A 26,068-nucleotide genomic window follows, 5' to 3' on the forward strand; every position below is an offset into this window, starting at 1 on the left:
AAAAAGCCCAAAATCTCACGAATCTTAAGGACCTTTAAGGTTTATGTAAATGATTTATTCGTTATCAGTTGCATACCACTCTGCATACGATGTCTCTGTTTCCTGTAATTTCAAAGAATATAATGTTATATTTTCTGGCAGTCTTGCTTTTATCTTTTCTGCAAAATCAATTACCATGTTCTCACTGGTAGGTTGGTAATCTACCAAAATCACATTATGCCCTCTGTCTTTTAGTTCTTTTGCCAACTCCAGATGTGGTGTGTTTTTATTAAATACAGTAGCATGATCAAAAACATCTTCAATATCTTCTTTTACTATCTTTTTAAGATCCCCAAAATCAATTACCATTCCTAATTTTACATGTGTAGTATCTGTAATTGGAGTTCCTATTACTGTTACACTTAGCTTGTAACTGTGCCCATGAACATTTCTGCATTTGCCATCATATCCATACAAGGCATGACCAGTTTCAAAAGAAAACTGTTTGGTAATCCTAATTTTACTCATTCTATAAAAATTTAGCGATACAAATATACTTGTTTTATTATGAGTTTTTTGAATACAACTTATCGAAATACAAGTTACATTTGCTCGCCTTAAAAAAATAATGAATGACAGATAATCACTTGTATGAGCAACTTGATTTTGATCAAAATCCTATTTTCGAAAAAATCATTGCGGATCTTTTGAAAGATAAGTACAGTATTGTTGATTCTTTTTTTGATGCTCCCGGAGTAGACATACTTCGTTCTTCTTTGCTAGAAAAATATGAGGAAGATAAATTTAAAAAAGCAGCTATCGGCAATAAAATAAATAAAAGTATAATACAATCTATTCGAGGGGATTTTATTTTTTGGATTAATGAAAACAAAACCAATAAAGCCGAAGACTATTTTTTTAATAAAATAAACGCTCTGGTTTCTTATTTAAACAGGACTTGTTTTTTAGGTATCTTATACAAAGAATTTCATTATGCTATTTATCCCGAGGGTACTTTTTATAAAAGACACATAGATACTTTTATGAATGATGACAGAAGAAAACTATCTTTTGTATGTTACCTCAATGACGCAGACTGGAATCCTGATAATGGGGGTGAACTGGTTTTATATTTACAGGATGACGATAAAGAAACCTGTAAAACTATTCTTCCTTTACCAGGAAGGGTAGTCGTTTTTGAAAGTCAAATTATTGAACACGAGGTAAAACCTGTTAATGCCAGTGAGCGCCTTAGTATTACAGGATGGTTAAAAACACGATAATAAATTATCTCCTCTTTCTTTTATTTATAAAATAAACCACAACCAAAACAATTCCTAAAATCAGGAACAATCCATTACCTCCTAAAAAATTTAATATATCCATAGTATAAAATCAATCAAATAAATTTATGTTATTTTTCTTTAGCTCTATTATGATTAGCTCCCCAGATTGCCATTTCGTTAAGTAAAGGAGCAAGACTTTTGCCATGATCTGATAATCTGTACTCTACTCGTGGTGGTACCTCTGGGTATATTTTGCGCAAGATAATATTATTTGCTTCTAACTCCCGTAATTGTTGAGTCAACATTTTTTGAGTAATTCCTCCCAAACGCTTTTTTAATTGTCCAAAACGTAAGAGATCATTATTTTGTAATTGCCACAATATTGCTGGTTTCCATTTACCTCCTATTACATCCAAAGTTGTAATAACAGGGCAGGAAGCAAAAAATTCTTCACTATTTTCTAAAGGATCGTATTTTTTTTTCATCATAATGAACTAATAATCAGTATTAGTATGTTTTTATATAGTATACAACTTTTATGTACCTACTTGCGCAAAGATACTATACTTTATACCTTGTTCTAAAAATCAATAACCTCGGAGCAAGCTCACGTGGTATGCTTCCGAAAACATATTTTGTTTTCGAGGCAAGCCTCGGAGAATTAAACTCCACAATGTGGATAAAAAAAATTATGAAAAAATATTTTATCACTGGTGCTACCGGCACTATAGGAAAAGAAGTTGTTACTGCTCTTCTTGAAAAAAATAATATGGTGGTGGCAGCAACAAGAAACACAGAAAAATCAAAAGGTTTGTTTGGCTCTAAAGTAACACCAATACATTTTGATTATCAAAACAGAAACACTTTTAATCAAATTGAAGGTACGGATGGTGTATTTATTATAGGGCCTCCTTTAAATCCTGCTCTTTTTGAATTGCTAGAGCCTTTTGTAAATTATCTACAAGATAATTACACTGGCAGAGTGGTATATCTATCTGGGTACGGCATGGATACCCTAAAAGAAATGCCTTTTCATGGTTTAATGGAAGATAAGTTAAAGACTTCTAATCTTAACTGGAATATTGTGCGCCCGGGTTTTTTTATGCAAAATTTTGGTAATTATGAAAGAGAAAATATTGAGCAACGTAATGTATTATTCTCTCCTGCGGGAGAAGGAAAAACACCCTTTGTATCCTCTCGGGATATAGCGGGATCTATTGCGGTATTGCTTACCGATGCAAACAGAAAACATCAAACACATATTTTAACAGGGGCTAAAGCATATTCTCACTTTGATGTTGCCAAATTGCTTACCACTATTACAGGTAACCCTATAATATATGCTAATCCAGATCCAGATACGTATCGTAAAGTACTAAAAGATTCTGGCACCCCGAATTTTATTGCAGACTATATGATTCCTATATATAGCTTAATCAAAAATGGAAATATTAAGAATACTACTGATAGCATAAAAACTCTAACCGGAACAGATCCTGAAACATTGGAAGATGTTTTACGAAGAGATTTTCTATAAAATGAATATCTAATCTTTATACTTTTTTACCAACAATGAGCTTACCGGATTTTTAAATAATTTTTAGCAAGTTTATTTTAAACGACTTCTTTATTTATTTTTTATGTTTTGCTAAAGCTCTTTTAGTAAATTCTGAAAGCACTAATTCTCCAGAAATTGCTGCTCGTTCTATAAGTAATTCCTGCCAATGCTCTGTTCCTTGCCAATTTACTTTTTTCATTTGCTGTGTGGCCTGGGGATTATAGCTTGCCAATTTTTCAGCAAATAATTGTATTTCGCTATCTAACTCGGCTATAGTTTCAAAAACCCGTGCAAATAACCCATGCTCTTTTGCCCAATAGGCATTTTGCCATTGAGATACATCCCAGGCCAAGGTTTCAAAAGCTGCTAATCCTATTTTTCTGGATACGGCGGGTTCTATTACAAATGGTCCGATACCTATGGTAAGCTCACTTAGTTTAATCGAAGCCGCCTCGGTTGCCAGGCAATAATCACAAGCAGACGCCAATCCTACACCTCCTCCCACTGTTTTGCCTTGTATCCTGCCTATAACAGGTTTTTTACACCTTCGCATAGCATTAATTACATTGGCAAATCCAGAAAAAAACTGTTTTCCTTCTTCAAGATTGGTTATTGCTACCAACTCATCAAAAGAAGCCCCTGCACAAAAGGCTTTATCTCCTTCAGACTTAAGAATAATAACCTTAGCAGATACATCTTTAGATAGGGTATCGAAAGCTTTTACCAGTCTTTCTAATAATTCTGAAGGAAAAGAATTACTGGCAGGATGACCAAATTCTATAGTAGCAATGTTATTTTCGATATGGGTATATAAACTTCCGTTTGATCTTGGTGTCATTATTGTTTGGATTTAGAGCAATACCTTTTTAAACTTTGAAATAGCACTAATAAATTATTTCTTTTTTAAGTATTCTTCGTACTACAGCTATACTTGATACCAGATCAAGTCTGGCACAAGCTTTTTGCCTTGAATACTTAAAAAATAAATTCAATTTCCATACGCACGATTTCAAAGTTAAAATGGTATAAGAGGATTAACTGTATTTATTTTGCACGTTTAAAGATATGATTTTTAGTTGTATTCTATAAAATCATAAGCTTACAAATGAAAGCGTAATTATAGATAAAATAAAAAGTCTTTATTATACGATAGAACTGTATAATCTTTAATTATTCTATTACAATTTAATTAAGTAAGGGCTTGTCTCAAAAACAAAATACGTTTTTAGGGTGCTTATATCAAGGTTATTAATTTATGATTAGAACACTGGAACATTTTTTTCAAAAAAACAGCTTACGAATCGGGGTTTTCTTAATAGTCATGTATATACCTTTATTATGTATGCTTTTTTATGTTTTATAAGCAAATCAATATCCCCGGGAGAAAGCTCACGAGATATATTTCTTAAAAATAGATTTTTATTTTTATGTAAAAAATTGTAAATCAGAGTATTAATCAGGAATTAAAGGCGAAAACTTGTTTCTGAATTTTATAACAAGCGCTACTCCCCTAAAAAGTGCCCAAATAGTAAAAGCTATCCAAATTCCGTATAGCTTAAGGTCAAAAAAATTGCATATATATAATGCAGGTATAAACCCCAAAAATGTTGCACCCAGCAATACATTTCTTAAATACCCCATTTCTCCAAGACCTTTAAAAATCCCATCAAATACAAAAGCAAGACCATTAATGGGCTGTACAATCAAAACTATAAAAAACACACTATAAAAAGTATCTAACACTATAGCTTCGTTAGTAAAAACTTTTCCTATTTGGTAATAAAATATAAATCCCACAATTGCAAGAACCATACTTACTCCAATACCGTAGCCGCTTACACGCTTGCTTAATTTCCATAACGAATCGTAATCTCTTGCTCCTAATAATTTACCACTTAGTATATTGCCCGCACTGCCATATCCATCAATAAAAAACGCAGTAAACATCCAGATATTCATAGCTATGGTATATGCAGCGATATACTCATCTCCATATTGTGTAGCATTTGCTGTTGCAAAATACAAGGCAGTGTTTAATGCAATAGATCTAACAAATAAATTAAGACTCATAGTTACCAGCCTGCCCAACTCTTTATGCAGCGGAAACTTGAGCCTAAGGCTAACATTAGTTTTAATTAGCAATAAAGCAAAAGCAATAACTGCCATAAGAAATTGCGAAATCAAGCTTGCCCATGCTGCACCACTAATTCCCATAGGCACTATAATATCTTCAATACCGTACACCAAAATAAAATCCAGTACGATATTGGTCACAGCTCCTGTTATTGCCACTATCATTGGCCAAAATGTGTTTTGAAGCCCTCTAAAAATTCCAAAAATAGCAAAAGTGAATAATGTTAAAGGAAATCCCCAAACTCTTATATCATAATATAGAACACAATATTCTAAAATCAATCCAGAAGCATTGTAAAGCATAAAAATTTTTTCCACAAAGAACACCGTCGAAAGTAATACCAAAATACTGAGGCTAACATTAAAAAATATAGCTTGCGCGGGTAGTGTTTGTACTTCTTCGATCTTACCAGCCCCCAGATATTGAGAAATTATAGCAGAAATTGCACTACGGGTTTGCCCAAGAATCCAGATTAAAGCCGATAAAAAGGAACCAACAATACCTACTGCTGCCAAAGATTCTGTACCATATTGGGGTATGTTTCCTACTATAGCTGTATCGGTTATAGAAAGTAAAGGTTCTGCAATACCCGAAATAATTGCTGGTACTGCCAAACGATTTATGTTTTTAAAACTAATTATTTTGTTCATGTAAGGAGTTCATAGCAATAAAAAGGATGTTCACTTTGTTTTGGAAAATAGATATTTCCCAACCTTTGATACCCCCTTATTTCATAAAACTTCTGGTTTCTTTGGTTTTGGCTAAAAGTATCTAATCGAACAGATTGGTATTCATTGTTTTTTGCAAAACCCTCTGCAAAATCCATTAATTGCTGTGCATATCCTTTGCCCCAATAATCAGGATGAACTGCTACTCTGTGTATATATAAATTATTTTCGTTATTGGTTAGCCAAGGTATAGGAATGTATTCTTCATCCATAAAATCTGTTAGCACAATAATTCCTATAACGATATTATCTTCCTCTAATACATATAACTCTTGTAATTCTACATCTTTTTGAAAACGTTCTTTAGTAGGATAATGCTCGTTCCATTGATAAATCCCTATGGCTATCATTGCTTTGGCACAGGATTGTACTAATTTATATACAGAATCAAGATCGGATGGTAAGGCTTTGCGAATCATATTTTATTAATTAAAGCCCAAAAATACTAACTTTATATTGTAGATAACAATGCCATATTGAATTTTAAAAACCTTAAAAAAATATGGTTCTAATTTTTATCCAAAATATATTTTATGTTTTCCTTTTATAACCAAATTCTATTGCATAATTAGAGGTTAAAAATTAATATTTATAAATAAAGTAGTTTGTAAAGGGTCTAAAATCGTAATTTTACAACCTAAAACACAAATCTCACTAATTAATGAAGAATATATTAGTTCCCTTGGGGTTATCAGAACCTTCGATTAGTATTGCTCAGCTTCAATACGCAATAGATTTTGCAAAAGAGTTTAAAGCGACTGTTTATGTAGTAAAAGTTTTTAAAAAATCGCCAAGATCCGGTAGTTTGCCTTTAATAAATAAAACGCTAGAGGAGATTACTATGTTTTCTATTGAAGAAGAGGTTTCAAAAATTGATAAAAAAGGAGTAAAAGTGATCGCTTTACCACTAGAGGGAGAGCTTTTAGAGGCTATCCCAAAGTTTAAATTACAACATACTATTGATTTATTGGTTTTGGGTGCAGAGGTTAGTGATATTAAAAATCCTTATTTTCTTGGGGAAACCTCTGGGGCACTTGTTAAAAAAACAGAGATACCCATCTTGATCGTTCCTCAAATGTATGCTTTTAAGCCTGTTAAAAAAATACTTATGTCTATTAAATCAGGAATTATAAAAAAGAAAAGCGCTTTGACCCCTTTAAAAGAAATTTTAAGTACTTTTAATGCCGAAATGAAATTGCTTCAAATAAAAACGGCAGATTTTTTGCCTGAAGATTCAGATTTGGACACAGATTTGAGAAGTATTACTTCTTCTTATAAAGTATCTGAAAACGCAACTTTATTTCAAGGTGTTTTAGAACATTTGAACGAAAATTATCCAGACCTTCTGTGTGTATTCAGACGTAAGCGTGGATTTTTTTCTAAACTTTGGGAAGAAAACACTATCCTTAAAAAGGACTTTGATAGCAGGATTCCGTTATTGGTTTTAAGGGGATCTGATTAAAAATTTTGGGGATGTAGCTCAGTTGGCTAGAGTGCTTGACTGGCAGTCAAGAGGTCGTGGGTTCGAATCCCATCTTCTCCACCAAGATTTAAAAAAACCTGCAAACAGCTAATTTGCAGGTTTTTTGTTTTATATCTTTTATCACAACTTTCTTTAAAGATCCGAAGGAAAAGGGGTTAAATACTTAACCTTAAGAACCTAAAACGAATCCGTTAACATTTTTTAATTGATGCAACAGTGATTTATCCTCATTCCATTGTTTTAATAATCTTTCATATTCCTTTTGTGTCTTCATAATTTTCAAGGTGTAAGGTCTTCCTTTTTCAATAGTTTCTGTTTTTAGATCAATAGTTACATTTTTTATGGCGTTTTCTACTTCTTGTCTTAATTGTTGATTAGCCCTGTACTCAAAAACAGAATCTATTGGAGAATCCAAAAAAGGAGTTAGCATTTTCCATATCTCGGCATTATATTTGGAGTCAGGAACCTTTCTGGTCCAGTTTTCAGGGGCTTTGGTTTTTCTTTCGTTTTATCAGATAGTTTTTTTATACAACTGTCTAACAAGCTGTTAAACAACAAAGATTTATGGTCTGATTCTAAAAGCGCAGGTACTACAACTTTGTTAAGGTATTTTCTGGATAATGATTTGGTAATTTGACCCGAGGTGCTCCGGATCCAATCACCGTCTTTGTTTTTAAACGTACTTAATGTTAAAATATCCAGTATAAGGAGGGTTGCCACTTCTGCCTTTTTTAATGAATGGTCTCTGTAATACAAATATGAATCTCCTATATTATGTATATCATTTGTATTGATATAATTTGGAATATGGTCTATTTGCCTTAAAAGTGATGAATCAAGTTTTATTTGTTCTTGTGCCAATTTTTTAAGAAGACCGATTAAAGTCCCTATTTTGTATAGATTATTAGAATTTCCGACGGATAAAAATATTTCTTTAAAAGTATCTAAATGGTATTTTTTTACTAAAGAAATCCAATTATCTATTCTGATAGAGCCAAATAAATCACTTAAAACCTTGTTCAGGTTTTGTATCAATGCAACATCATCGAGATAGTACAATGCTTTTGCTAAAGCTTCGAAATTGAGATTTTGACAATCCTGATTTTTAAAATCATGATCCAAAAAACCTAATAATACTTTTTTTATGATGTTAATGTATTTAAAATCCGGTTTTTGAATTTTTTTATTATAATAATCCAGCCATTCTAATTGACTTTCTATGGGTCTGCCTTTCAGGATTGAAATATGTTTGCTTTTGGGTCATAAAACAACAGCTCCATAATGATACCAGTATTCAATAGTCATACCTGCATTTCCGGTATACCCTTCTTTTTCTGTTGGTTTCCCTTCACCCAGATTTAGTTCGGTGATAACATCTTTTTCTTTAATATGCAGATTTCCCAATCCCGGATAAGTAGAATCCCAATGTTTTATATATGTGTATTCTTCAAAAACTTCTCCCATGATCCCATCTGTTTCTGGTTCTTCTCTATACCCTTGGTTTCTGTAACTATAATAATCATGGTAATAATAGTCTGATTCTAATTCTCCGTTTTGATAATGTGTTAATAACGCCAGACTTGCATAATATCCAGCTTGTTTTGCAGTATTTATTAATGCTTCGGCCCTTGGTTTGTCATGACCTTTCAAATTTTGTAACGAAAAGTTAGCCGGAGTATATTCGTGACCTAGTAAAATTACTTTTGGGAGTTCACCAAACTGTTTTTGTTCTGAAATTAACAGATCTGATATATTTTTTTGTTGTGAACTAAAATCAAGAGATTTTATAGATGATACGCTTTGATTTTTATGGATTAAATTATAAACAAGACATATCCTATACCCTGATAAAACGGGCTTAACTTCGTGTTCGCAATCTGCAAAAAAAGCGGTATATGGTATTTTATATGAATTACAAGCTTCTGAAAAATCTATCGGTTTTTTTCTGCCATCAAAATTAACATCTAATTCTCCTCCTGTGTGAGCAGAGGGCAACCCAATAATCAATGTGCCAAACATTCCTTTTTCTTTTTCAGAATCTTTGTGGGGCAAGAAGAAATCTCCGGGTTCATATATCAAAAGTTTGTATAAGTTTGCTTCTACATTTTTTTCTTTCTCAAAACTCAACCCTTTTTTAACATTGGCTATTATTTTATTCAGATATGGCAACCACTCTGGGTTATGAAAAGAAATTGATGTTGCGTTTATTTCCCATGCGCTGCGTATAGTATCATCATAAATAGTTGTACTTCCTTTTCCAAAAGGGGCTTTATGCGATATCTGAATGATTGATTTGGCTTTGGCTGCTTCAATTGGAAAACTAATTTCTCCCAAATCTTTAATATGAAGTCCCGGAACTATAAGCTTTTTTGTTCCTGAAACTACAACTGTACCATTACTTTTGATTTTTTGTAGCGTATCAAAAATATGCTGTAAATTATTTTTCATATAATAAACACAATAGATTATATGGTTAGTTGATTCTTGTTCCTTATATATTTAATAACACATATTTATGAATTTATCTACATTTATCCAAGGGTAAAGAAAATCAATACACTTGGACGCAAGAAAAATTTGCAGAACATCTGTGTGTTGCTTTAACAATATCAAGGTATTTATTTAGGCATGACCGTCTTAAAATATCCGTCCAAACAAAAGTAGTAACTCTGGTATAAAAAAGCGCTAATATATAAAGCTCATACTTTTATAAATTCATCAAACCCGAGTTATGCATTAGGTCTTTGTTATGAAGCTGTAAAGCACAATACATACAGGTGTTTTCTTAATTTCAGCGTAGCAGTTTAGTTAAGGTATAACAGGTATCTGTTTGAGGTCTAACAACATTTTTAATTACATTGTCACAGAAACCAATGTGACACTACAATATCTTTTTGTATTAGCTTAACGACATGGATAATCCATGTTAAACAAAATATCTTGATCTGCAAAAACCTTTAGAAAAAAATTATGCTTAAAAAAACGATCCCCGGGTTAACTACTCCCAGGGATCTGAATTGAAACTTAATTGTATTTAACACAAACTCAACTTATACTAATTATGATAGTTTCAATTGTTCTATTAGGTTAGATTTATGCACCAAAGGTAGTGCCTATCCATCAAAGATTCCAACGTTTTTCACTTAATAATTAACATTTAATGATGTGATAATATCTTGATAAAATTATTGACATTAATATACTGAAAACCAGTTTTTATGATATTCTTTTAATTTGTTTAACTTTTGTTATGATTTTATCTTTGTCCCCTATTTTCATAAAATTCTCTTTAATACTTGTATATTTCTCTTTTATCAAATTTCATGCCAAAATACTACATTCTCTCTATAGTTTTAATTCACCTGTATAAAATCTCTTTTTTAACTTTGAAATAGTGTGTATAGAAATTGAATTTATTTTTTAAGTATTCAAGGCAAAAAGCTTGTGCCAGACTTGATCTGGTATCAAGTATAGCTGTAGTACGAAGAATAGATGAAAAAGAAATAATTTATTAGTGCTGTTTCAAAGTTAAAACTGAGCCAAAACAAAAAACATAAGTGTATCCCATACTACTGTTCTGTAAAAAACATAAAAAACCCCTAGGTAACTACTCCTAGGGGCCAGAATTGAAACTAATTATGTAATTTTTTACACAAACTCAACTTACATAACTTATAAAGTCTCAATCATTATTTTTAATTATTATTTAACTGTTATATTAAAGGTTTGGTCTATATCTGTATTGCCTCCTGCGTTTGTAATATCCCCATTAGCAACTCCTGTTGCAGATTTATTAGGTTTATGCCTTAAGATAACCGTAAAAGCACCTGTTCCTGCATCTGTGGTTGTTACTGTAAATTTTAATCCTACAGGATTAACAGATGTAAAAGTGGTTCCGTCTTCTTTCTTATAATCAGACTCTTTATCTGTATAGGTTGTTGCAATTTTTAACGAAGAATTAGCAGTGTAAAAAAATTGATGTTCATCTGCTTCTGCTTCTATTTCCTCATTAATTGCTTCAACAGGGTTGACAGATTCGTTAAGCAGCTCTATAGTGCCATTGTATGTGGTATTAACACTTAAATCTCCTGAAACGGTCACTTTTGGTGCTGAAGGCCCGTCTGCTCCATCTTCATCTACTACAATCATATTTATGGTTTGCCCTCCTCCTACAAGAGATATTGTCATTTTAGTTATTAATTCTCCTTCATTGATTGGTGCCGGATCATCATCATCATTAGAGCAAGATGCAAATAAAATACTTCCTACAGTAAGTATGGATAAAAATTTACGTGTGTTCATCGTTTTTATAATTTAATAGTTTATTGATATTCTTAGTAAAAAATTTCTGCCTAAATCATCTGCAAAATATCGCTGACGATTCAAGTAATTTCTATAGGTGCTATTTAATATATTATTTATGGCTATTCCTGCTTTTAATTTGCTTTTTTGTCCTACTACAAACTCCATACTAGTATCTGCATTTAAAACATGATATGCTTTGGGTGGAGTATTAATGTCCAAAAGCACATCTCTGTTTTGTTGGGGAGAAAATACAGATATGTTAGATGGGTATTCATTTTGTCTGAAAAAATATTGATTTTCTATAGATACTTGTAAACCAAACCATTTTTCGTTTTTATAAGTTACACTATTATCAAATTTTGGAGGAGGTATATTAATCAATGGTGTGTGTTTTTTACTCTCATTTCCTTTTACAATAGAAAAACTATGATCTGTTTTCCAGTTTTTGTACCAATTAAAATAAAGCTTTGTATCCAGTCCCAACAATGTAACATTAGCTTGTCTGTACTCCCATACAGGAAAAGCTCCTCGTATTGACAGCTGTACATCTACTGGTTCTAATAAGATATAATCATTTATCAAATTGGCGTATGGTGCAATTTCCCATCCCCATTTTTCTGTGTTCTTTTGTGCTGCTAATGATATTTTATGAGATGTTTCCTGATCTATTCGTAAATCTCCTAATTCTATTCTGGCAGCAGAGTGATGCAGACCATCACTAAAAAGTTCTGACGGATTCGGGGCTCTTTGTGCTAATGCATAATTAAATCGAAATTGATAATCTTCTTTAAAAATATATTGCATACCTATGGTTGCAGAAATACTGTGGTAATCAAAAACAGGATTGGTTAGCCATTGTGAATTAAAGTTTTCTTTAATAAAATCTGCAAAATCCTCGTTGTACCTTCTTTCATCCCATCTGGATTTTAAATAAAACTTTTGGGCATCCATACGGTTGTAATCATATCTAATACCAGTGTCTACTATGATGTTGTTGTTCACATTATATTCTGCGGTAATAAACATACCAGCATCGTACTTATCATAATCCGGAATCAACCTTCTAACCCCGGTATCCGGATTTGCAAAGTTATTTTGATATCTAAACATTATTCCTGCACTCCATAAAAATTCAGGATTAGAATCAAAGTGAAAATCTGATGTTACAGTATGTGTTTTTAGTTCCAGATCGATACTTGGCAATTTGCTGAGTTCTTCTGTTCTGCGAACATCAAATTCAAACCGTTTGTTGTATTGAAAATCGTATTGTGTACTCCATTTTCCTAATTCTTCAAAACGTTTAAAATATCTTAGTTTTCCTAAGTGATGTGTAACTTCTTGTTTAGGATTATTTACCTTATAAGTAAAATCTCTAATAATGGTTGGTTTTTGGCTATTAATTGCATTGATAAGGTCATCTACATTACCTATATGCGAAGCAGCCAGTACTCCTATTTCATTATCAAAAAACGAATAATATGCATCCCAGCCGTGAGTAAATTTGTTTACCCCAAAAGATATGGATGCTCCTTTTTCAAATACTCCTGTATTAGATAATATATAATCTGGTGTTTCTACATCTCCAAAACGTTTTACAGTTCCTTGCACTTTAAAAAACCATCCGTTCTCATAGCCTTTTACCAGCTCTGAGGAAAGTGAGCCTCCTCTCCCGTTTGTTACTCCTATAATGATTGTTTTACCATATAAAGTATCTTTTGCGGGTATTTTATTAGGTTCCATAATAACAACACCTCCAATAGCATCACCACCATATCGCAAAGCTGAAGCTCCTTTAACAACAGTTACATTACCTGCTGTATTAATATCCATATTAGGAGCGTGCTCATCACCCCACTCCATATCCTGCATACGAACACCATTATTCATAATCAATACCCGACTGCCACTTAGTCCTTGAATAATAGGTTTTACTATAGTAGAACCTGTGTTTAATGAAGAAACTCCTGTAATTTCTTTTAACGCATCTCCCAAAGAAGCACTACTATATTTTTCAATAACATCAGAGTCAATAGTTTCTTCTTGTGCAGAAGTTGTTTTATTAGTATTGCCAGCCACTTTAACTTCTTCTAATTCATTAAGGTGATGTTCTAAGTAAAAGTCTTTTGAAGATATCTTAGCGATATCTAATGTTATTACTTGTGAGTTGCATTTTTCATGAGATACTGTAAAAGCGTATGCTGTTGCACAAAGCTTATCAATAGTATACATACCTGTTGCATCTGTCACAATTGTACGATTGTTAAAAGTTATTGCAGCGCCTTCAAGGGGGATTCCATCATGAAAATCTATAACTCTGCCAGAAAGTGTATTGTTACATTCTTGAGAAGATAAGAGGTTGATCCCGAGAAGAAACACTAATAACCAAGTGTGTCTTTTCATCTATAAAAAAATAAATAGGAGTAACTAATGTAGAACTATACTATTAGTTGAATTGTTTCTAATAAAACGGTTTTGATAAGATTAAGCTACAGGAGGAGCTTTGTTTAAAAAGGAATGAGCAATTCTAGAACCAAAATATCGGTTTTCATAAGTAATTCTAACAACATCTGCAGGAACAAGTATTATATCTGAAACGGTAATCGTGTCTGGAGAAGTAAAATTAGCGTTATGATTATCTGAAGTAAATTTACAAAGGGAACAGTCTACATCATCGGTATCATGACTTACAATATGCAAGTCTGCCAATTGAATTACCCCAAAGAGTATCAAAAATATAGATGCTAGTATTTGCCTGTTAATCTTCATTACGACAAATAAACGAAAAAAAATGATTGCTTCTTATATTTTTTAATTAATAAAGTGTTAAATACTTGCAAAATCAATCGTTTTTTGTAGTACTATTGAAAGATGCGTGGATAAATTTTTATCTTTCCAGGGATGTTTTATCCCAAATACATGATCTGCTCCTTTTACCAAAAATAATTCACTATTAGTGCTCCACTCCTTAATTTGCCCGCTTTCTTGCACATTAACTGTTGGATCTTTTGTGCCATGAATGATTAAATGCGGTATCAGATTTTTCTTAGCTGCTATAGCAATATTAAGTCGCTCTTCATTTTCTATATAAGAGGTATAAAATTGAAAATAATGTGGCATTTTTTGTTTGGTTCTTCCGTTTTCTATATACATTACTCCATCTTTTCTCCATTTTTCAAAAGCTTCTCCCTTTGGAAACCTGCTTTTATAGTCAGAAACGCCTGCCCAGGTAATCAATTTAGTAACTCTGGTATCTTCTGCTGCTTTTATGGTCACAATTCCTCCTCCTCTGGAGTGTCCTATCAAAATAATATCAGATTTTTTTATTTTATTTTTGAACTCAAAATATGGAGAAGTAACCCAATCTATAACGGTTGTAAGATCGTCTAGCTCTTTGATGTAATTGTTGTTTCCAAAAGCTTCGAGATCGGGAAAATCCAAAGGCTGTTGTACAGTTCCTCCATTATGGGAGAAGTTAAATTTAACAAAGAAAAATCCTGCATTTGCAAAGGTTTCTGCTACTAAATCCCAGGCTCCCCAATCTTTAAAGCCTTTATACCCATGACAAAAAATGACTATTGGTTTTTGAGATTGTTCTTCTTTATAAAATATATCTGTTACTATAGGTTTTTGATGTTTTCCTTCTAATACTAAATTTTTATTTTTTACAATCATAAACTGGTATTTTATTGGTTAATCCTGATTTCTTTTTCAAACAGAGATATTTTATATAAATCACAAGCTCTGGTTGCAGGGTTACTTATAAATAGTACTTGTTCATAATCCCCCTGTTTCTTTTTCGGTAAATGGTATTTCAATATCAAAAATCTCTATAATTAATTTATGTAGCTGAATTAGATATTGCTCGAATACAGAACCTGTAATTTCATCGTTTATTTTGCCTCTTACGTTTTCTTTGGTTCCAAACTTAAGAAATCCTTCCTGTAAATTTTTAAATGAAACTATACCTGCCTGAAAAGCTTCCGGAATAGGCTTTTCATTATGTTGCATATAAGCATACGCCAAAACCTGTATTACCTTACTGTATTTGTAATCTTTTGTGATAGCATCCCAATCCATAACCACTACATCGTTACGGGATACTTTGCCAGTTTTGTAATCTATTATCCTTATTTGCCCGTCCAACGAGTCTATCCTGTCTACTTTTCCTTTTATATAAACAGGAAAATCTAAGCCTGGAATTTGCAATTTGGTTTTTAAATTGTTTTCTATGGATAAAATTTTTAGTTGAGAACCTTTCTGTAAAAGTGCTTCTTCTGCTTTCAGAAAATTGTAAACATACCTTTTGGCTACTTCAAAAATTAATAGGTTTTTACCTTGCGTGATATCCAGTTTTGTATATTCTTGTTTAAATTGATTGCTAAGTTCTTTATCTATTTGGCTCCTCATTTCTTGGATATCTTTGATACTAAGAAATCTGTTTTCTATAGGTTTATAAAATGTTTCCAGGGTATTGTGGATTACTGTGCCCAGTGTATTTGCTGCAATGGTTTCTTCGACTTCTTCGGTTTCTTTAATCCCCAAAACATATTTATAATAAAAATCTATTGGGTTTCTAATATAAGTTGTTAGTGCCGATGGTGATAATCCATGTCCTCCCAAATCTTTTAATCTGGATAGTACGTGCAAATTTTTACTAACTTGTAATGGCTGCTTTACCAATTTAGGTACTTCTGCAGATACGGTATATTTAGAAATGGTATGATTTGGTCTTTTATCTATCTCTAATTGATGTAAAAACCTGCTTTTTTCTCCACCACCAACTCCTTCGTTTTCTGTGTTATATAACAAATACACTTTTTTTGCCCTTTGTATTAATCTATAAAAGTGATAGGTATAAATAGCGTCTTTTTCTTTATAAGTAGGAAGGTTATATGCTCTTTTAAGGTCATAAGGAATAAAAGAGTTCATGCTTTTTCCTGCTGGTAAAGTACCTTCGTTTACAGAGGTTATTATCACTGTTTCAAAGTCTAAACAGCGGGATTCTAACATTCCCATAAGTTGTAACCCGCTAAATGGCTCTCCTGAGAAATCTAATGTCTGGGTTGTTAAAATATCTTTATACAATGTATATAAAGATGTTAAGCTGTTTAAGTACGGATATTTACTATGCAAAGTAGAAATTTTATTAAATACCAAATGAAAATGATACACATATTCTAATTCTAATTCGTTCTTGTCTTTATCCAGATTATTCTTTAGCAACTGTATTATTTTTCTACAACTATCCAAAGCAATGGTAACATTTTTCCAGGGCTCAAGCAATAATGCAAGTATTTGTTTTTCTTTTTCGACAACTTGTTCTTGTAATTTTTTAAGTGTTACAAATACTATATTATCCCTGGATATGGTATGAATCAATTTTGTTGCACTAAACCCGAGCAATCTATATGCTGGTAAGCTATTTAAAATCTCTAATACTTGTTTATAATAAAATCCTTTGGGGTTAGTTGATGTTTTGTGCAGATTGAACAACAACTCAAAGAATGCCGCGGTCGGAACTTCTTTTAATGGTAATCCCATAGTAATGTTTAGGGATTTAACAACATCTGGCAATGAATTGAGCAATGGCTGTAACAAACTTTCATCTGCCAATACCAAAGCGGTTTTTTCCATTTGGGATTCAGGGATTTTTCCCAGTAGCTGTCCTACGGATTTTGCCTGACCTATATTTTTAGGGACACCAATAAGAGTGATGTCTTTTTTTGAAGAAAAATTATTATTAATCCATTGCAAAGGTTTCTTTTTATAATACTCCCACTGGTTTTTATATGTTCTTAAAAACAAGGATGCTTCGTGATAGGTGTTTTCGAAAAAAAACTGATCTGCATCCCAATATACACGAGCTATATCTGATTCTAAAAGAGATTGAAAAATAATTTGTTCTGCATTGTTCAAGGCATTAAATCCTACTAAAATATGTTTTCTTTTTTCGGTTTTAATGTACGTTTGTATGTCTTCTGAAGCTTTTCTGTACAATAGCCCCTGATATCCTATTTTTTTATCTAAAAGTTTGTTTTTAAAATTATTATAGTAATCTATAAGGCTTTCCCAAAACTTAATGTAGTTTTTAACCAGTTCTGTTTTTTCTTCCTGCAAATACCAATGGTTTAGATCTTGTATTCTGGATAAATAGGTAAAAAAGCTTTTGTGATCGATACAATACCTGTCAATTTCATTAAAGTCATAAACAAGTGTCTGTGCCCAATTACTAAATGTTTCAAAATTTTCTTTTTCTACATCAGGATGAGTGTTTAGATAGGTTTCATAAAACTCAAACAGCGTTTGTGTGTTATCTATTTGTTGTAAACCAGATAACTGGACAATAAACTCTTCTATACTAAGGATTACAGGTACAAACAGGGTGGTATCTGTATAGATCTCCAAAAGTTCTTTTTTAAGAAAAAGCCCTGCTCTTTTACTGGGAACAATAAAAAGCAAATCGCTTATACCCTCATTAGTATTGTATAGTTCTAATAATACTTCTTTTAGAAAACTTTTCAAATGTTAGGGTTTTAAGGGGGTTAACAGATGTGGTATTATAAGCAAAAAAGTGTAATGATGATTACTGTTCTAAAAATAAAAAAACGTCCCGAAAAATTCGGGACGTTTTTACTATTTATATTGTGAGAGTATGTATTACTTATTCTTTTACTAAGTTAATCTCTACACGTCTGTTTTCTGCTCTACCAGCTTTAGTTTTGTTAGAAGCGATAGGTCTGTCTTCACCATATCCAACAGCAGATAATCTAAATTGATCGATACCGTTTTCTGTTAAGTAATTTTTTACAGAATTAGCTCTTGAATCTGATAATCTTTGGTTAAGTGTAGCACTACCTACGCTATCTGTATGTCCTTCTACTGTAAACTTAGCATTTGGATACTCTTTTAAGATACCGATAATATCTCCTAACACTTTATTAGATTCTGCTTTAATACTAGATTTACCAGTATCAAACAAGATTGTTTTTGCATAATTGTTAAGTGTTTTTTGTACTTCTTCAGTTACTTCAGGACAACCGTTGTTTGCAACAGTACCAGCAACATCAGGACAGCTATCATCTTTATCTAATACACCGTCACCATCTTTATCTTGGTAAGGACATCCGTTGTTAGCAGCTGGACCAGCTTCGTTTGGACAACCATCTTTACCATCAGTGATTCCATCACCATCAGCATCAGGACATCCATTAAGTGCAGGTAATCCAGCTTCAGTAGGACACTCATCTTTAGGATCCGGAACTCCGTCACCGTCAGTATCAGGACATCCATTAAATTCTGCAGTACCAGCAGTATCAGGACACTCATCTTTAGCATCAGTGATTCCATCACCGTCAGTATCAGGACATCCATTAAATTCTGCTAAACCAGGAACGTCTGGACACTCATCATCTTTATCGTATATTCCATCACCGTCAGTATCTTTACCTCCAAATGCGAAAGTAAGTCCTGCTGAGTGTTGAAAGTGTGTTGGGATATAATCTCCTTTTTCGTAATCTTCGAATACGTGCTTATACGTTGATTGAACGTTAAAAGCTAAATTTTCAGTTAGCCAAAAGTTTATTCCGGCAGAACCGTTTAAAGTTCCAGCTCCTACTTCATCAATCCAGGTATAACCTCCACCTACTCCTAGGTAAGGATCAAACCATTTTGTTTTTAATAAATTTTTTAGGCTGTAACCAATTTTTGCATCGGCTGCATAGTAAGATAGGTCATTAGCATTAACAGGAGTTCCATTAGGAAGTTCTCCTAAATTTTCTATTTTGTTAACCGACCCAGCTACTGTAAAAGAAAAACCATCTCCTATATACCTTCCAACAGATAATTTGGATACAGATGGAAGTATGTTCCAGTGGTCGCTAGCATTAAAAAATTCATCGAAAATTTCTCCCTGATTGATAAGGTCTCCCCCAGTAGGAAAGATGTCAACGGCATTAATACCTATAGAAACCGCCCAAGGATTGTTTTCATCTTGTGCATTCGCCGTACTAAATCCAAGTACTAGTAACGAAGCCACTAAAAATCTGCTAAGATGTTTCATATTCAATAATTTAATTTTTAAGTGTTAATTAGAGCAAATGTAATATGTTAAAAATAACTGTCAAAGATAAATCTAATAAATTTTTCTTAACAAGCCAGTATATATCATAGTTTTGAAGGGAATTTCAGTTTAATTCAACAGTATTTTAGCCCTAAAAAAAGCAATGATTTTAACTATGTTAAAGAAAAAATATCCTATTTATCTTCATAATTATGCTACAATTATAAGATAAAAATACCTTTTATCCTTAAATTTCTTTTAGTAATTCTAAAAAATACATTTTATTTATATATGTTTTAAGAAAATTGTCTCGTTAAAATAAATTAAAATTCTATCCTTTATTGTATAACCCAAATCTTGAAGAACAAAGGTATATTCCTCTAATTGCTTAGAATGAGAAGGGTTGTGAGTCCCTGTTTTATAATCCAGTATAGTAGCTAAATTATTTTTATCTATTATTATTCGATCTGGTCTGAACAGTTTTCCTTTATAAATAATATCTTTTTCATTGTAAATAATATTGTCTTTAGAAAAGTATTGAGAAAGTTCAGGGTGATTTGTAATGTTTTTTATCTCATTATAAAGTATTTCTTTTTCTGAAAACACAATTTTCCCTGTTGTATATGCTTCTTCTATAACTTTTTCGACATCCTCACACGTGTATACAGAAGCCATAATGTCATGTATTAAGTTTCCTTTTTCAATGGCATTTTGCTGGGCAGTGTCCCATAATTTACCAGAATTGGTTACTATGCTAATTTTATATTTTCCAGATGTGTTCTGAAACCCGGAAAGATTAATAGCACTTGGTTTATTGTCTGTATTAACACTCTCTATTTGTGGTCGTAAAGGGTTTCCAAAATCATATTCTGTTTTTTCTGGGCTCCATAATCCCAGATGATCCAAATACGAGATTAGTTTGCCTGAAAAGGTATTAGGGTTGCTTTCGCCTTTAGCGTTTAAATCTAATTTAGAAATAATATATAGCTGTTCTTTTGCCCTGGTAAGCACTACATATAATAAATTAAATGTATCCAATTCTAATTGTGCTTGCCTGTGTAGAACTATTTCTTCTGCAGCTATACTATAATCTGATATTTCTTTATTATAATTAATAAATACTTCTTCAAAATCAGCATACTTTTCTTTGTCAACAGGGAACCATGTTTTTGGTTCAATCTCGTCATAAATATTAATATTAGCATACGGATAAATCACACATGGAAATTCTAATCCTTTTGCCTTATGTATTGTCATTATTTGGATTGCCTGTTCTGTTTGTGGGGCTACTATACTCAATTTTTCTTTATTGGTTTCCCAATATGCCAGAAACCCAACAATACCTTCTGTGTATTTTTGTGTAAATGCAAATACTGTGTCCAGAAAGAATTGCATATAGGCGGTAGTGGTATCTGCAAGAAAAAAACTTGTTATTATATATTCTACGGCATCATAAAGAGGTTTTATTGCAAGTTGCGTAAAATTAAAATTTACACCATATTCTTTTAGTTCTGCACAGAACATATTTGGTGCACTATCTGTCATTTTTTGCAAAAACAAATGCTTTTCTTGTATAGAAAACTTTTCTGTTAAAAAATGCAGGGCTTCTATTTTAGAGTATAAATGGTCCGGATATGCATACCATGTAAGAATGTTTACTATAAATGCTACCTGAGGAGCATTGTTTATCAATAATGTTTCTGAAGAAATTATAGACAACCCTTTTTGAGTAAGAAAATCTGCTATTGCTGCTCCTTCTTTTTGTTTTCTAACGATAATACATATTTCATTAAGTGCATACCCGTTATCTACCCTGTTATTTACTATTTCATAAACTTTTTCTGGGTATAATTCATTTTCTTCGGCTACATTTTTAGCTTCGATAAAAGATATGTTTACATATCCGTCTTTTTTAAAATTTGTTTCTTGCTTATTCCCTGACACATATAGTTCACGATGTTTTTTATCACTAAAATCATTTGATAAAAAGGTAAATAATCGATTATTAAACTTAATTACTTCTTCATGGCTACGATAATTTTTGGGTAAATTATATACTTGTTTTTCTTTTGCAGAAAAAGGGTTTTTATCTGAGGAAAGGTCTATAAATTGTTCTGCTCTGCCTCCTCGCCATCTGTAAATAGCTTGTTTTGCATCTCCTACAATGGTAATTTGCCCTCTTTTTCCTGTTAAGGTTTCTGTAGAGACGGCATTATCTATAAGAGGTACTAAATTATTCCATTGTAGTTCTGAGGTATCTTGAAACTCATCAATAAAATAATCCCGGTATCGTTCTCCTAATCGTTCGTATATAAATGGTGCAGGTTGTCCTTGAATCGCTTTACTTATTATGGTATTAAACTCTGATATTAATAGAATTTTTCTTTCTTTCTTAATTTCTATTAATTCTTTATTAATTGCATTTAGTACGGATAGCGGGGTTATGTTTTTAAGTATATTACCGAACAAAGAAAGTTGTATCAATTGGTCTTTTGTTGTTATAAAAGCAGCTTCGATAATAGGTCTGATACTATTAATACTATTTTTTTTATCTTCTTTTAAGGTTTTTGTATAAAAATCGGCAGCTTCAATATTCTGAGCCCATTTTGTTTTTTTGAAATCTAATTTAGTTACTCCCTCGCAAAGCTTTTGAAAATGATTGGGGATAGTACCTCTGTTAAAATCTTTATTCTCTAATCCCAGACTGTATATTTGATCCAGAATTTTTTTTGAAGAGTTTTTTATTTTGTCTTTTAAGTCTTTGACCTTTTGATATAACAGGTTTTTTAGTGTTTCAAAATCACTAATCTCTTTATTTGACAACTTATTAAGATGTTGTCTATCGTTTTCACTAAACAAAAGCCTGGCGACCTTATTAAGTTCTATAGTAATATCCCAACTTTTGTCATCTTCTAATTTACTAATTGCAAAATCAATAATCAGTTTGGTAAGTTCTTCATTTAACCCTATTTTGGCAACTACTGCATCCACAGCTTCTTCAATTAAAGAATCTGTGTCCATTTCGATCTCAAAATTCATGGGTATCCCCAAATCATGAGCAAATGTTCGGATTATCCTGTGTGTAAATGTATCTATTGTGACAATATCAAATGCTGCATAATTATGAAGAATACTTTTAAGCATTCTGCTTGCTTTTTGTTTCAGTTCTTTTTCTGCTATATTGGTTTCAACAGTTAATTCTTGTAGCAGGCCTTGATATTTTACAGGAGTATCGGGGGTACTAATAGCCACGAGATTTTCTAAGATTCTGGTTTTCATTTCGGCAACTGCCTTATTTGTAAAGGTTATAGCCAAAATATTTTTGTAACTGTCTTTAAATTCGCCCTTTAGCAAGGTAATCAAATACATTTTGACCAAGGTGTATGTTTTACCAGCACCAGCAGCAGCGTTATAAACAGTAAATGCAGTAGTAGCGTTCAATTCTTTTTTTTACTAAAATACTAAAACCCGAGATTCTATAGTTCCAAATTATATAAATTATCCCGGACTAAACCGTGGATTTCATCTTTACTTTTGGTTTTAATCAATTTATAACAATTATAAATTTTTATTCATCGCTCTAATTGTTAAATTTGATGTCTCTTTTATTTTTTATTAATCAAAACAATAACATTATGTCATTCGAATTACCAAAATTAAACTACGCTTTTGACGCGTTAGAACCTCATATAGATGCCCGTACAATGGAAATTCATCATGATAAACATCATGCAGGATACACCAATAACCTGAATACTGCAATTAAAGGGACAGATCTTGAAGGTAAAACGATTGATAATATACTTATCAATCTGGATATGTCTAACGGAGCTGTTAGAAATAATGGAGGTGGATATTATAACCACAATTTATTTTGGGAAATAATGTCTCCAAACGGAGGAGGAAAGCCTTCTGGTGAACTTGCTGATGCTATAACTGCGGCTTATGGATCTTTTGATACTTTTAAGGAGGTATTCTCAAAAGCAGCGGGTACCCGATTTGGCTCTGGATGGGCATGGTTATGTGTTCATCAAGGTGGAAAAGTAGAGATTTGTTCTACTCCTAATCAAGACAACCCATTAATGCCAGGTGTTGGCTGTGGAGGCACTCCTATTCTTGCACTGGATGTTTGGGAGCACGCATATTATTTGAACTATCAAAATCGTCGTCCTGATTATGTTTCTGCATTTTTTAATGTAATTGAATGGAGCGAGGTTTCTAAGCGATATGCTCAGGGAAAATAGTGTAAAGAAATATTCAAGAAAAAAAAGGAGGGTGTCTGAAAATTCAAATATCCTCTTTTTTTATTGTGATTTTTTTTAATTAGCTCTAAAAGAAGGTTTCACAAAAAGAAACAAAGAGTTTTTTAGAAATTACTATTTCAACTAAATACTTTTCAGATACCCTCCTTTTTATATATAACTTTACGAATTGTTATAAAATAAAAAAAGGTGGAAGAACCACCTTTTTTTGCCCCAAATCTACCATGAACTTAACCTACTTATGCTATGGCTCTGCTAATATAATACGTTATTTCGTATCGAAAAAATGTTTTAGATGAAAGGTCAAAATACTTGTTGAAATACACAAATTAACTATTTTTAGTAGTAAACATTCTTGTTTTTTAATATGCTCTTTCGTTTTTACCTTCATAAAAATTTATAAATGCCTTATTTACAACTCTATTTCCTCCTGGTGTTGGGTAGTTTCCTGTAAAATACCAGTCTCCAAGATTCTTTGGGCAAGACTTATGCAAATTGTCTACGGTTTGATAAATAATCTTTACCTCGGCTTTTACAGAGGTATCACTTAATAGTTCTGCTATCTTTTCGCTTACTTCCTGATCAGAAAACCCATCATAAATTTCTTTTACAAAATTTTGCACTTCGGCATCTGCCAAATTTTCTTGCGCTTTACATTTTTCATAAACTTTTTCTACAAGATCATAATTTCCATCTTCTTTCAGAAGTTCTAATGCTGCCTGAAATGCAACCAACCCTTCTAATCTTGCCATATCGATCCCATAACAATCGGGATAACGAATTTGTGGTGCCGAAGAAACAATAACTATCTTCTTTGGTTTTAATCTATCCATCATCTTGATAATACTTTTTTTAAGAGTAGTTCCCCTAACAATACTATCATCAATTATTACCAAACTGTCTTCTGGTTTTACCACGCCATAGGTTACATCATATACATGCGCTACCAGATCATCTCTGCTGCTGTCTTCTGTAATAAAGGTTCTAAGCTTAGCATCTTTGATCGCTATTTTTTCTGTTCTTAATCTGGAGGATAGAATCTCTGAAAGTCGTTCGTCTGTCAATGTGTCTTTTTCAGAAAGTATCGTTTGATTTTTTTGCTTATTCAGTTCATCCTGAGCAGCTTCAACCATCCCATAAAATGAAGTTTCTGCGGTATTAGGAATAAAAGAAAAAACGGTATTAACTGTATCGTGGTTAATTTCTTCTAACACCTGAGGCATAAGTAACCTTCCTAATCTTTTTCGTTCCTCATAGATTTCGGCATCACTTCCTCTTGAAAAATAAATACGCTCAAAAGAACAGGCCTTTCGCTCTAATGAGTCCATAATTTTATTTATCGAGGTTTCCCCGTCTTTTTTAATAATTATTGCTTTTCCCGGATCCAGTTCCATTACCTCTTCAAAAGCAACATTAAAAACCGTTTGAATAACAGGTCTTTCTGATGCTACTACAACTACTTCTTCATCTTTATAATAATATGCAGGTCTTATTCCTGCGGGATCCCTTAAAACAAACGCATCTCCATGTCCCAACATCCCTGCCATAGCATATCCTCCATCCCAATCTCTTGATGATTTTTTTAGAATTTTAGCAACATTTAATCGATCTGCTATTTGTGGGGAGGCTTGATTTTTGTTAAATCCTTCTTTTTTTAGTTTCTTATATAGCTTAGCTACCTCAGAATCCAGAAAATGTCCTATTTTCTCCATCACAGTAACAGTATCGACCTTGTCTTTGGGATGTTGACCTAATCTTACAAGGTTATTAAACAATACATCATTGTTTGTCATATTAAAGTTACCTGCCACAATAAGGTTACGGTGCATCCAATTATTTTGTCTCAAAAACGGATGAACACTCTCTACACTATTTTTTCCAAATGTACCGTATCGTACATGCCCAAGAAGGACTTCTCCTATATAAGGTATATTTTTTTTCTGTAAATCAACATCATCGGCATATTCTGGATGTTCATCAAACTCCTTATTAATTCTGTCATTAATCTGAGCAAAAATATCTTGTATGGGTTGTGATTCAATAGATCGAACTCTACTTATATATCGTTCTCCGGGAGCTGTATCTAATTTAATACTTGCAAATCCTGCCCCATCCTGACCACGATTATGCTGCTTTTCCATCATCAAATACATTTTATTTACCCCATAAAATGCACTTCCGTATTTTTCTTTATAATACTCTAATGGCTTTAACAGCCTTATAAATGCTATCCCGCATTCGTGTTTTAATGCATCACTCATTGTATTCCAAATA

The 26,068-nt window shown here is 32.4% G+C and carries 20 protein-coding genes and 1 tRNA gene; 5 read left to right on the forward strand and 16 right to left on the reverse strand.

Annotation, left to right across the window (positions count from 1 at the left end; translation table 11 throughout):
• Positions 1-54 precede the first annotated feature (54 nt).
• The gene (locus ACZIYX_RS03560) at positions 55-507 is read right to left on the reverse strand and encodes a 6-pyruvoyl trahydropterin synthase family protein (RefSeq protein WP_462680818.1); all 453 of its coding nucleotides are present in this window, start codon (positions 505-507) and stop codon (positions 55-57) included.
• A 104-nt stretch (positions 508-611) separates the two neighbouring features.
• Here ACZIYX_RS03560 and ACZIYX_RS03565 point away from each other — a divergent pair, with 104 nt between their 5' ends.
• The gene (locus tag ACZIYX_RS03565) at positions 612-1,262 is read left to right on the forward strand and encodes a 2OG-Fe(II) oxygenase (protein WP_462680819.1); all 651 of its coding nucleotides are present in this window, start codon (positions 612-614) and stop codon (positions 1,260-1,262) included.
• Between the two features lie 131 nt (positions 1,263-1,393).
• On the opposite strand, the gene ACZIYX_RS03570 is transcribed toward ACZIYX_RS03565, so the two are convergent.
• Positions 1,394-1,753: a winged helix-turn-helix transcriptional regulator gene (locus tag ACZIYX_RS03570; RefSeq protein ID WP_462680820.1), complete on the reverse strand. Its 360-nt coding sequence runs from the start codon at positions 1,751-1,753 to the stop codon at positions 1,394-1,396.
• A gap of 203 nt (positions 1,754-1,956) precedes the next feature.
• Between ACZIYX_RS03570 and ACZIYX_RS03575 the strand changes: the two genes are divergently transcribed.
• Positions 1,957-2,802, forward strand: a complete 846-nt coding sequence (locus ACZIYX_RS03575) for an NmrA family NAD(P)-binding protein (RefSeq protein ID WP_462680821.1) — start codon at positions 1,957-1,959, stop codon at positions 2,800-2,802.
• Between the two features lie 94 nt (positions 2,803-2,896).
• Here ACZIYX_RS03575 and ACZIYX_RS03580 read toward each other — a convergent pair whose 3' ends face one another.
• From ACZIYX_RS03580 to ACZIYX_RS03590, 3 genes are all read right to left on the reverse strand, one after another.
• The gene (locus tag ACZIYX_RS03580) at positions 2,897-3,664 is read right to left on the reverse strand and encodes an enoyl-CoA hydratase/isomerase family protein (protein WP_462680887.1); all 768 of its coding nucleotides are present in this window, start codon (positions 3,662-3,664) and stop codon (positions 2,897-2,899) included.
• A 611-nt stretch (positions 3,665-4,275) separates the two neighbouring features.
• The gene (locus tag ACZIYX_RS03585) at positions 4,276-5,607 is read right to left on the reverse strand and encodes an MATE family efflux transporter (protein ID WP_462680822.1); all 1,332 of its coding nucleotides are present in this window, start codon (positions 5,605-5,607) and stop codon (positions 4,276-4,278) included.
• Positions 5,604-6,104, reverse strand: a complete 501-nt coding sequence (locus tag ACZIYX_RS03590) for a GNAT family N-acetyltransferase (RefSeq protein WP_462680823.1) — start codon at positions 6,102-6,104, stop codon at positions 5,604-5,606. The genes ACZIYX_RS03585 and ACZIYX_RS03590 overlap by 4 nt, the downstream gene beginning before the upstream one ends.
• 242 nt (positions 6,105-6,346) lie before the next feature.
• Here ACZIYX_RS03590 and ACZIYX_RS03595 point away from each other — a divergent pair, with 242 nt between their 5' ends.
• Complete coding sequence (locus tag ACZIYX_RS03595; RefSeq protein WP_462680824.1) at positions 6,347-7,147, forward strand: universal stress protein; 801 nt, start codon at positions 6,347-6,349, stop codon at positions 7,145-7,147.
• A gap of 7 nt (positions 7,148-7,154) precedes the next feature.
• Positions 7,155-7,231, forward strand: a tRNA-Ala gene (locus ACZIYX_RS03600).
• Positions 7,232-7,337: 106 nt separating this feature from the next.
• On the opposite strand, the gene ACZIYX_RS03605 is transcribed toward ACZIYX_RS03600, so the two are convergent.
• The 10 genes from ACZIYX_RS03605 to ACZIYX_RS03650 all read right to left on the reverse strand — a co-directional run bounded on the left by ACZIYX_RS03605 (position 7,338) and on the right by ACZIYX_RS03650 (position 22,973).
• Positions 7,338-7,598, reverse strand: coding sequence for a hypothetical protein (locus ACZIYX_RS03605; protein WP_462680825.1), 261 nt, complete (start codon positions 7,596-7,598; stop codon positions 7,338-7,340).
• Positions 7,592-8,290 carry a hypothetical protein gene (locus ACZIYX_RS03610; protein ID WP_462680826.1) on the reverse strand — a complete coding sequence of 233 codons (699 nt, stop codon included), beginning with the start codon at positions 8,288-8,290 and terminating at the stop codon, positions 7,592-7,594. The genes ACZIYX_RS03605 and ACZIYX_RS03610 overlap by 7 nt, the downstream gene beginning before the upstream one ends.
• Positions 8,291-8,428: 138 nt before the next feature.
• Positions 8,429-9,616 carry a 2OG-Fe(II) oxygenase family protein gene (locus ACZIYX_RS03615; RefSeq protein ID WP_462680827.1) on the reverse strand — a complete coding sequence of 396 codons (1,188 nt, stop codon included), beginning with the start codon at positions 9,614-9,616 and terminating at the stop codon, positions 8,429-8,431.
• Positions 9,617-10,870: 1,254 nt separating this feature from the next.
• Positions 10,871-11,470, reverse strand: a complete 600-nt coding sequence (locus tag ACZIYX_RS03620; protein ID WP_462680828.1) for a type 1 periplasmic binding fold superfamily protein — start codon at positions 11,468-11,470, stop codon at positions 10,871-10,873.
• Positions 11,471-11,482: 12 nt separating this feature from the next.
• Entirely contained in the window at positions 11,483-13,873 is a 2,391-nt protein-coding gene (locus ACZIYX_RS03625; protein WP_462680829.1) for a TonB-dependent receptor, read from the reverse strand.
• Between the two features lie 81 nt (positions 13,874-13,954).
• A complete protein-coding gene (locus ACZIYX_RS03630; protein WP_462680830.1) occupies positions 13,955-14,239 on the reverse strand; it encodes a hypothetical protein in 285 nt (94 codons plus the stop codon).
• A 57-nt stretch (positions 14,240-14,296) separates the two neighbouring features.
• Positions 14,297-15,145: an alpha/beta hydrolase family protein gene (locus ACZIYX_RS03635; protein ID WP_462680831.1), complete on the reverse strand. Its 849-nt coding sequence runs from the start codon at positions 15,143-15,145 to the stop codon at positions 14,297-14,299.
• Between the two features lie 102 nt (positions 15,146-15,247).
• The gene (locus ACZIYX_RS03640; protein WP_462680832.1) at positions 15,248-17,995 is read right to left on the reverse strand and encodes a PD-(D/E)XK nuclease family protein; all 2,748 of its coding nucleotides are present in this window, start codon (positions 17,993-17,995) and stop codon (positions 15,248-15,250) included.
• 139 nt (positions 17,996-18,134) lie between these two features.
• Positions 18,135-19,532 carry an OmpA family protein gene (locus tag ACZIYX_RS03645; protein ID WP_462680833.1) on the reverse strand — a complete coding sequence of 466 codons (1,398 nt, stop codon included), beginning with the start codon at positions 19,530-19,532 and terminating at the stop codon, positions 18,135-18,137.
• Between the two features lie 285 nt (positions 19,533-19,817).
• Positions 19,818-22,973, reverse strand: coding sequence for a UvrD-helicase domain-containing protein (locus ACZIYX_RS03650; protein WP_462680834.1), 3,156 nt, complete (start codon positions 22,971-22,973; stop codon positions 19,818-19,820).
• 194 nt (positions 22,974-23,167) lie between these two features.
• Here ACZIYX_RS03650 and ACZIYX_RS03655 point away from each other — a divergent pair, with 194 nt between their 5' ends.
• Positions 23,168-23,776, forward strand: coding sequence for a superoxide dismutase (locus ACZIYX_RS03655; protein WP_462680835.1), 609 nt, complete (start codon positions 23,168-23,170; stop codon positions 23,774-23,776).
• Positions 23,777-24,156: 380 nt separating this feature from the next.
• On the opposite strand, the gene ACZIYX_RS03660 is transcribed toward ACZIYX_RS03655, so the two are convergent.
• Entirely contained in the window at positions 24,157-26,055 is a 1,899-nt protein-coding gene (locus ACZIYX_RS03660; protein WP_462680836.1) for an amidophosphoribosyltransferase, read from the reverse strand.
• Positions 26,056-26,068: the final 13 nt, after the last annotated feature.

It is taken from the genome of Aquimarina sp. (genome assembly GCF_977115655.1).

Excerpts from the sequence above, each read along its gene's own strand:
- ACZIYX_RS03560 (WP_462680818.1), bottom strand. The coding sequence starts at position 507 with ATGAGTAAAATTAGGATTACCAAACAGTTTTCTTTTGAAACTGGTCAT.
- ACZIYX_RS03565 (WP_462680819.1), top strand. The coding sequence starts at position 612 with ATGACAGATAATCACTTGTATGAGCAACTTGATTTTGATCAAAATCCT.
- ACZIYX_RS03570 (WP_462680820.1), bottom strand. The coding sequence starts at position 1,753 with ATGATGAAAAAAAAATACGATCCTTTAGAAAATAGTGAAGAATTTTTT.
- ACZIYX_RS03575 (WP_462680821.1), top strand. The coding sequence starts at position 1,957 with ATGAAAAAATATTTTATCACTGGTGCTACCGGCACTATAGGAAAAGAA.
- ACZIYX_RS03585 (WP_462680822.1), bottom strand. The coding sequence starts at position 5,607 with ATGAACAAAATAATTAGTTTTAAAAACATAAATCGTTTGGCAGTACCA.
- ACZIYX_RS03590 (WP_462680823.1), bottom strand. The coding sequence starts at position 6,104 with ATGATTCGCAAAGCCTTACCATCCGATCTTGATTCTGTATATAAATTA.
- ACZIYX_RS03595 (WP_462680824.1), top strand. The coding sequence starts at position 6,347 with ATGAAGAATATATTAGTTCCCTTGGGGTTATCAGAACCTTCGATTAGT.
- ACZIYX_RS03605 (WP_462680825.1), bottom strand. The coding sequence starts at position 7,598 with ATGCTAACTCCTTTTTTGGATTCTCCAATAGATTCTGTTTTTGAGTAC.
- ACZIYX_RS03615 (WP_462680827.1), bottom strand. The coding sequence starts at position 9,616 with ATGAAAAATAATTTACAGCATATTTTTGATACGCTACAAAAAATCAAA.
- ACZIYX_RS03620 (WP_462680828.1), bottom strand. The coding sequence starts at position 11,470 with ATGAACACACGTAAATTTTTATCCATACTTACTGTAGGAAGTATTTTA.
- ACZIYX_RS03625 (WP_462680829.1), bottom strand. The coding sequence starts at position 13,873 with ATGAAAAGACACACTTGGTTATTAGTGTTTCTTCTCGGGATCAACCTC.
- ACZIYX_RS03630 (WP_462680830.1), bottom strand. The coding sequence starts at position 14,239 with ATGAAGATTAACAGGCAAATACTAGCATCTATATTTTTGATACTCTTT.
- ACZIYX_RS03635 (WP_462680831.1), bottom strand. The coding sequence starts at position 15,145 with ATGATTGTAAAAAATAAAAATTTAGTATTAGAAGGAAAACATCAAAAA.
- ACZIYX_RS03645 (WP_462680833.1), bottom strand. The coding sequence starts at position 19,532 with ATGAAACATCTTAGCAGATTTTTAGTGGCTTCGTTACTAGTACTTGGA.
- ACZIYX_RS03655 (WP_462680835.1), top strand. The coding sequence starts at position 23,168 with ATGTCATTCGAATTACCAAAATTAAACTACGCTTTTGACGCGTTAGAA.
- ACZIYX_RS03660 (WP_462680836.1), bottom strand. The coding sequence starts at position 26,055 with ATGAGTGATGCATTAAAACACGAATGCGGGATAGCATTTATAAGGCTG.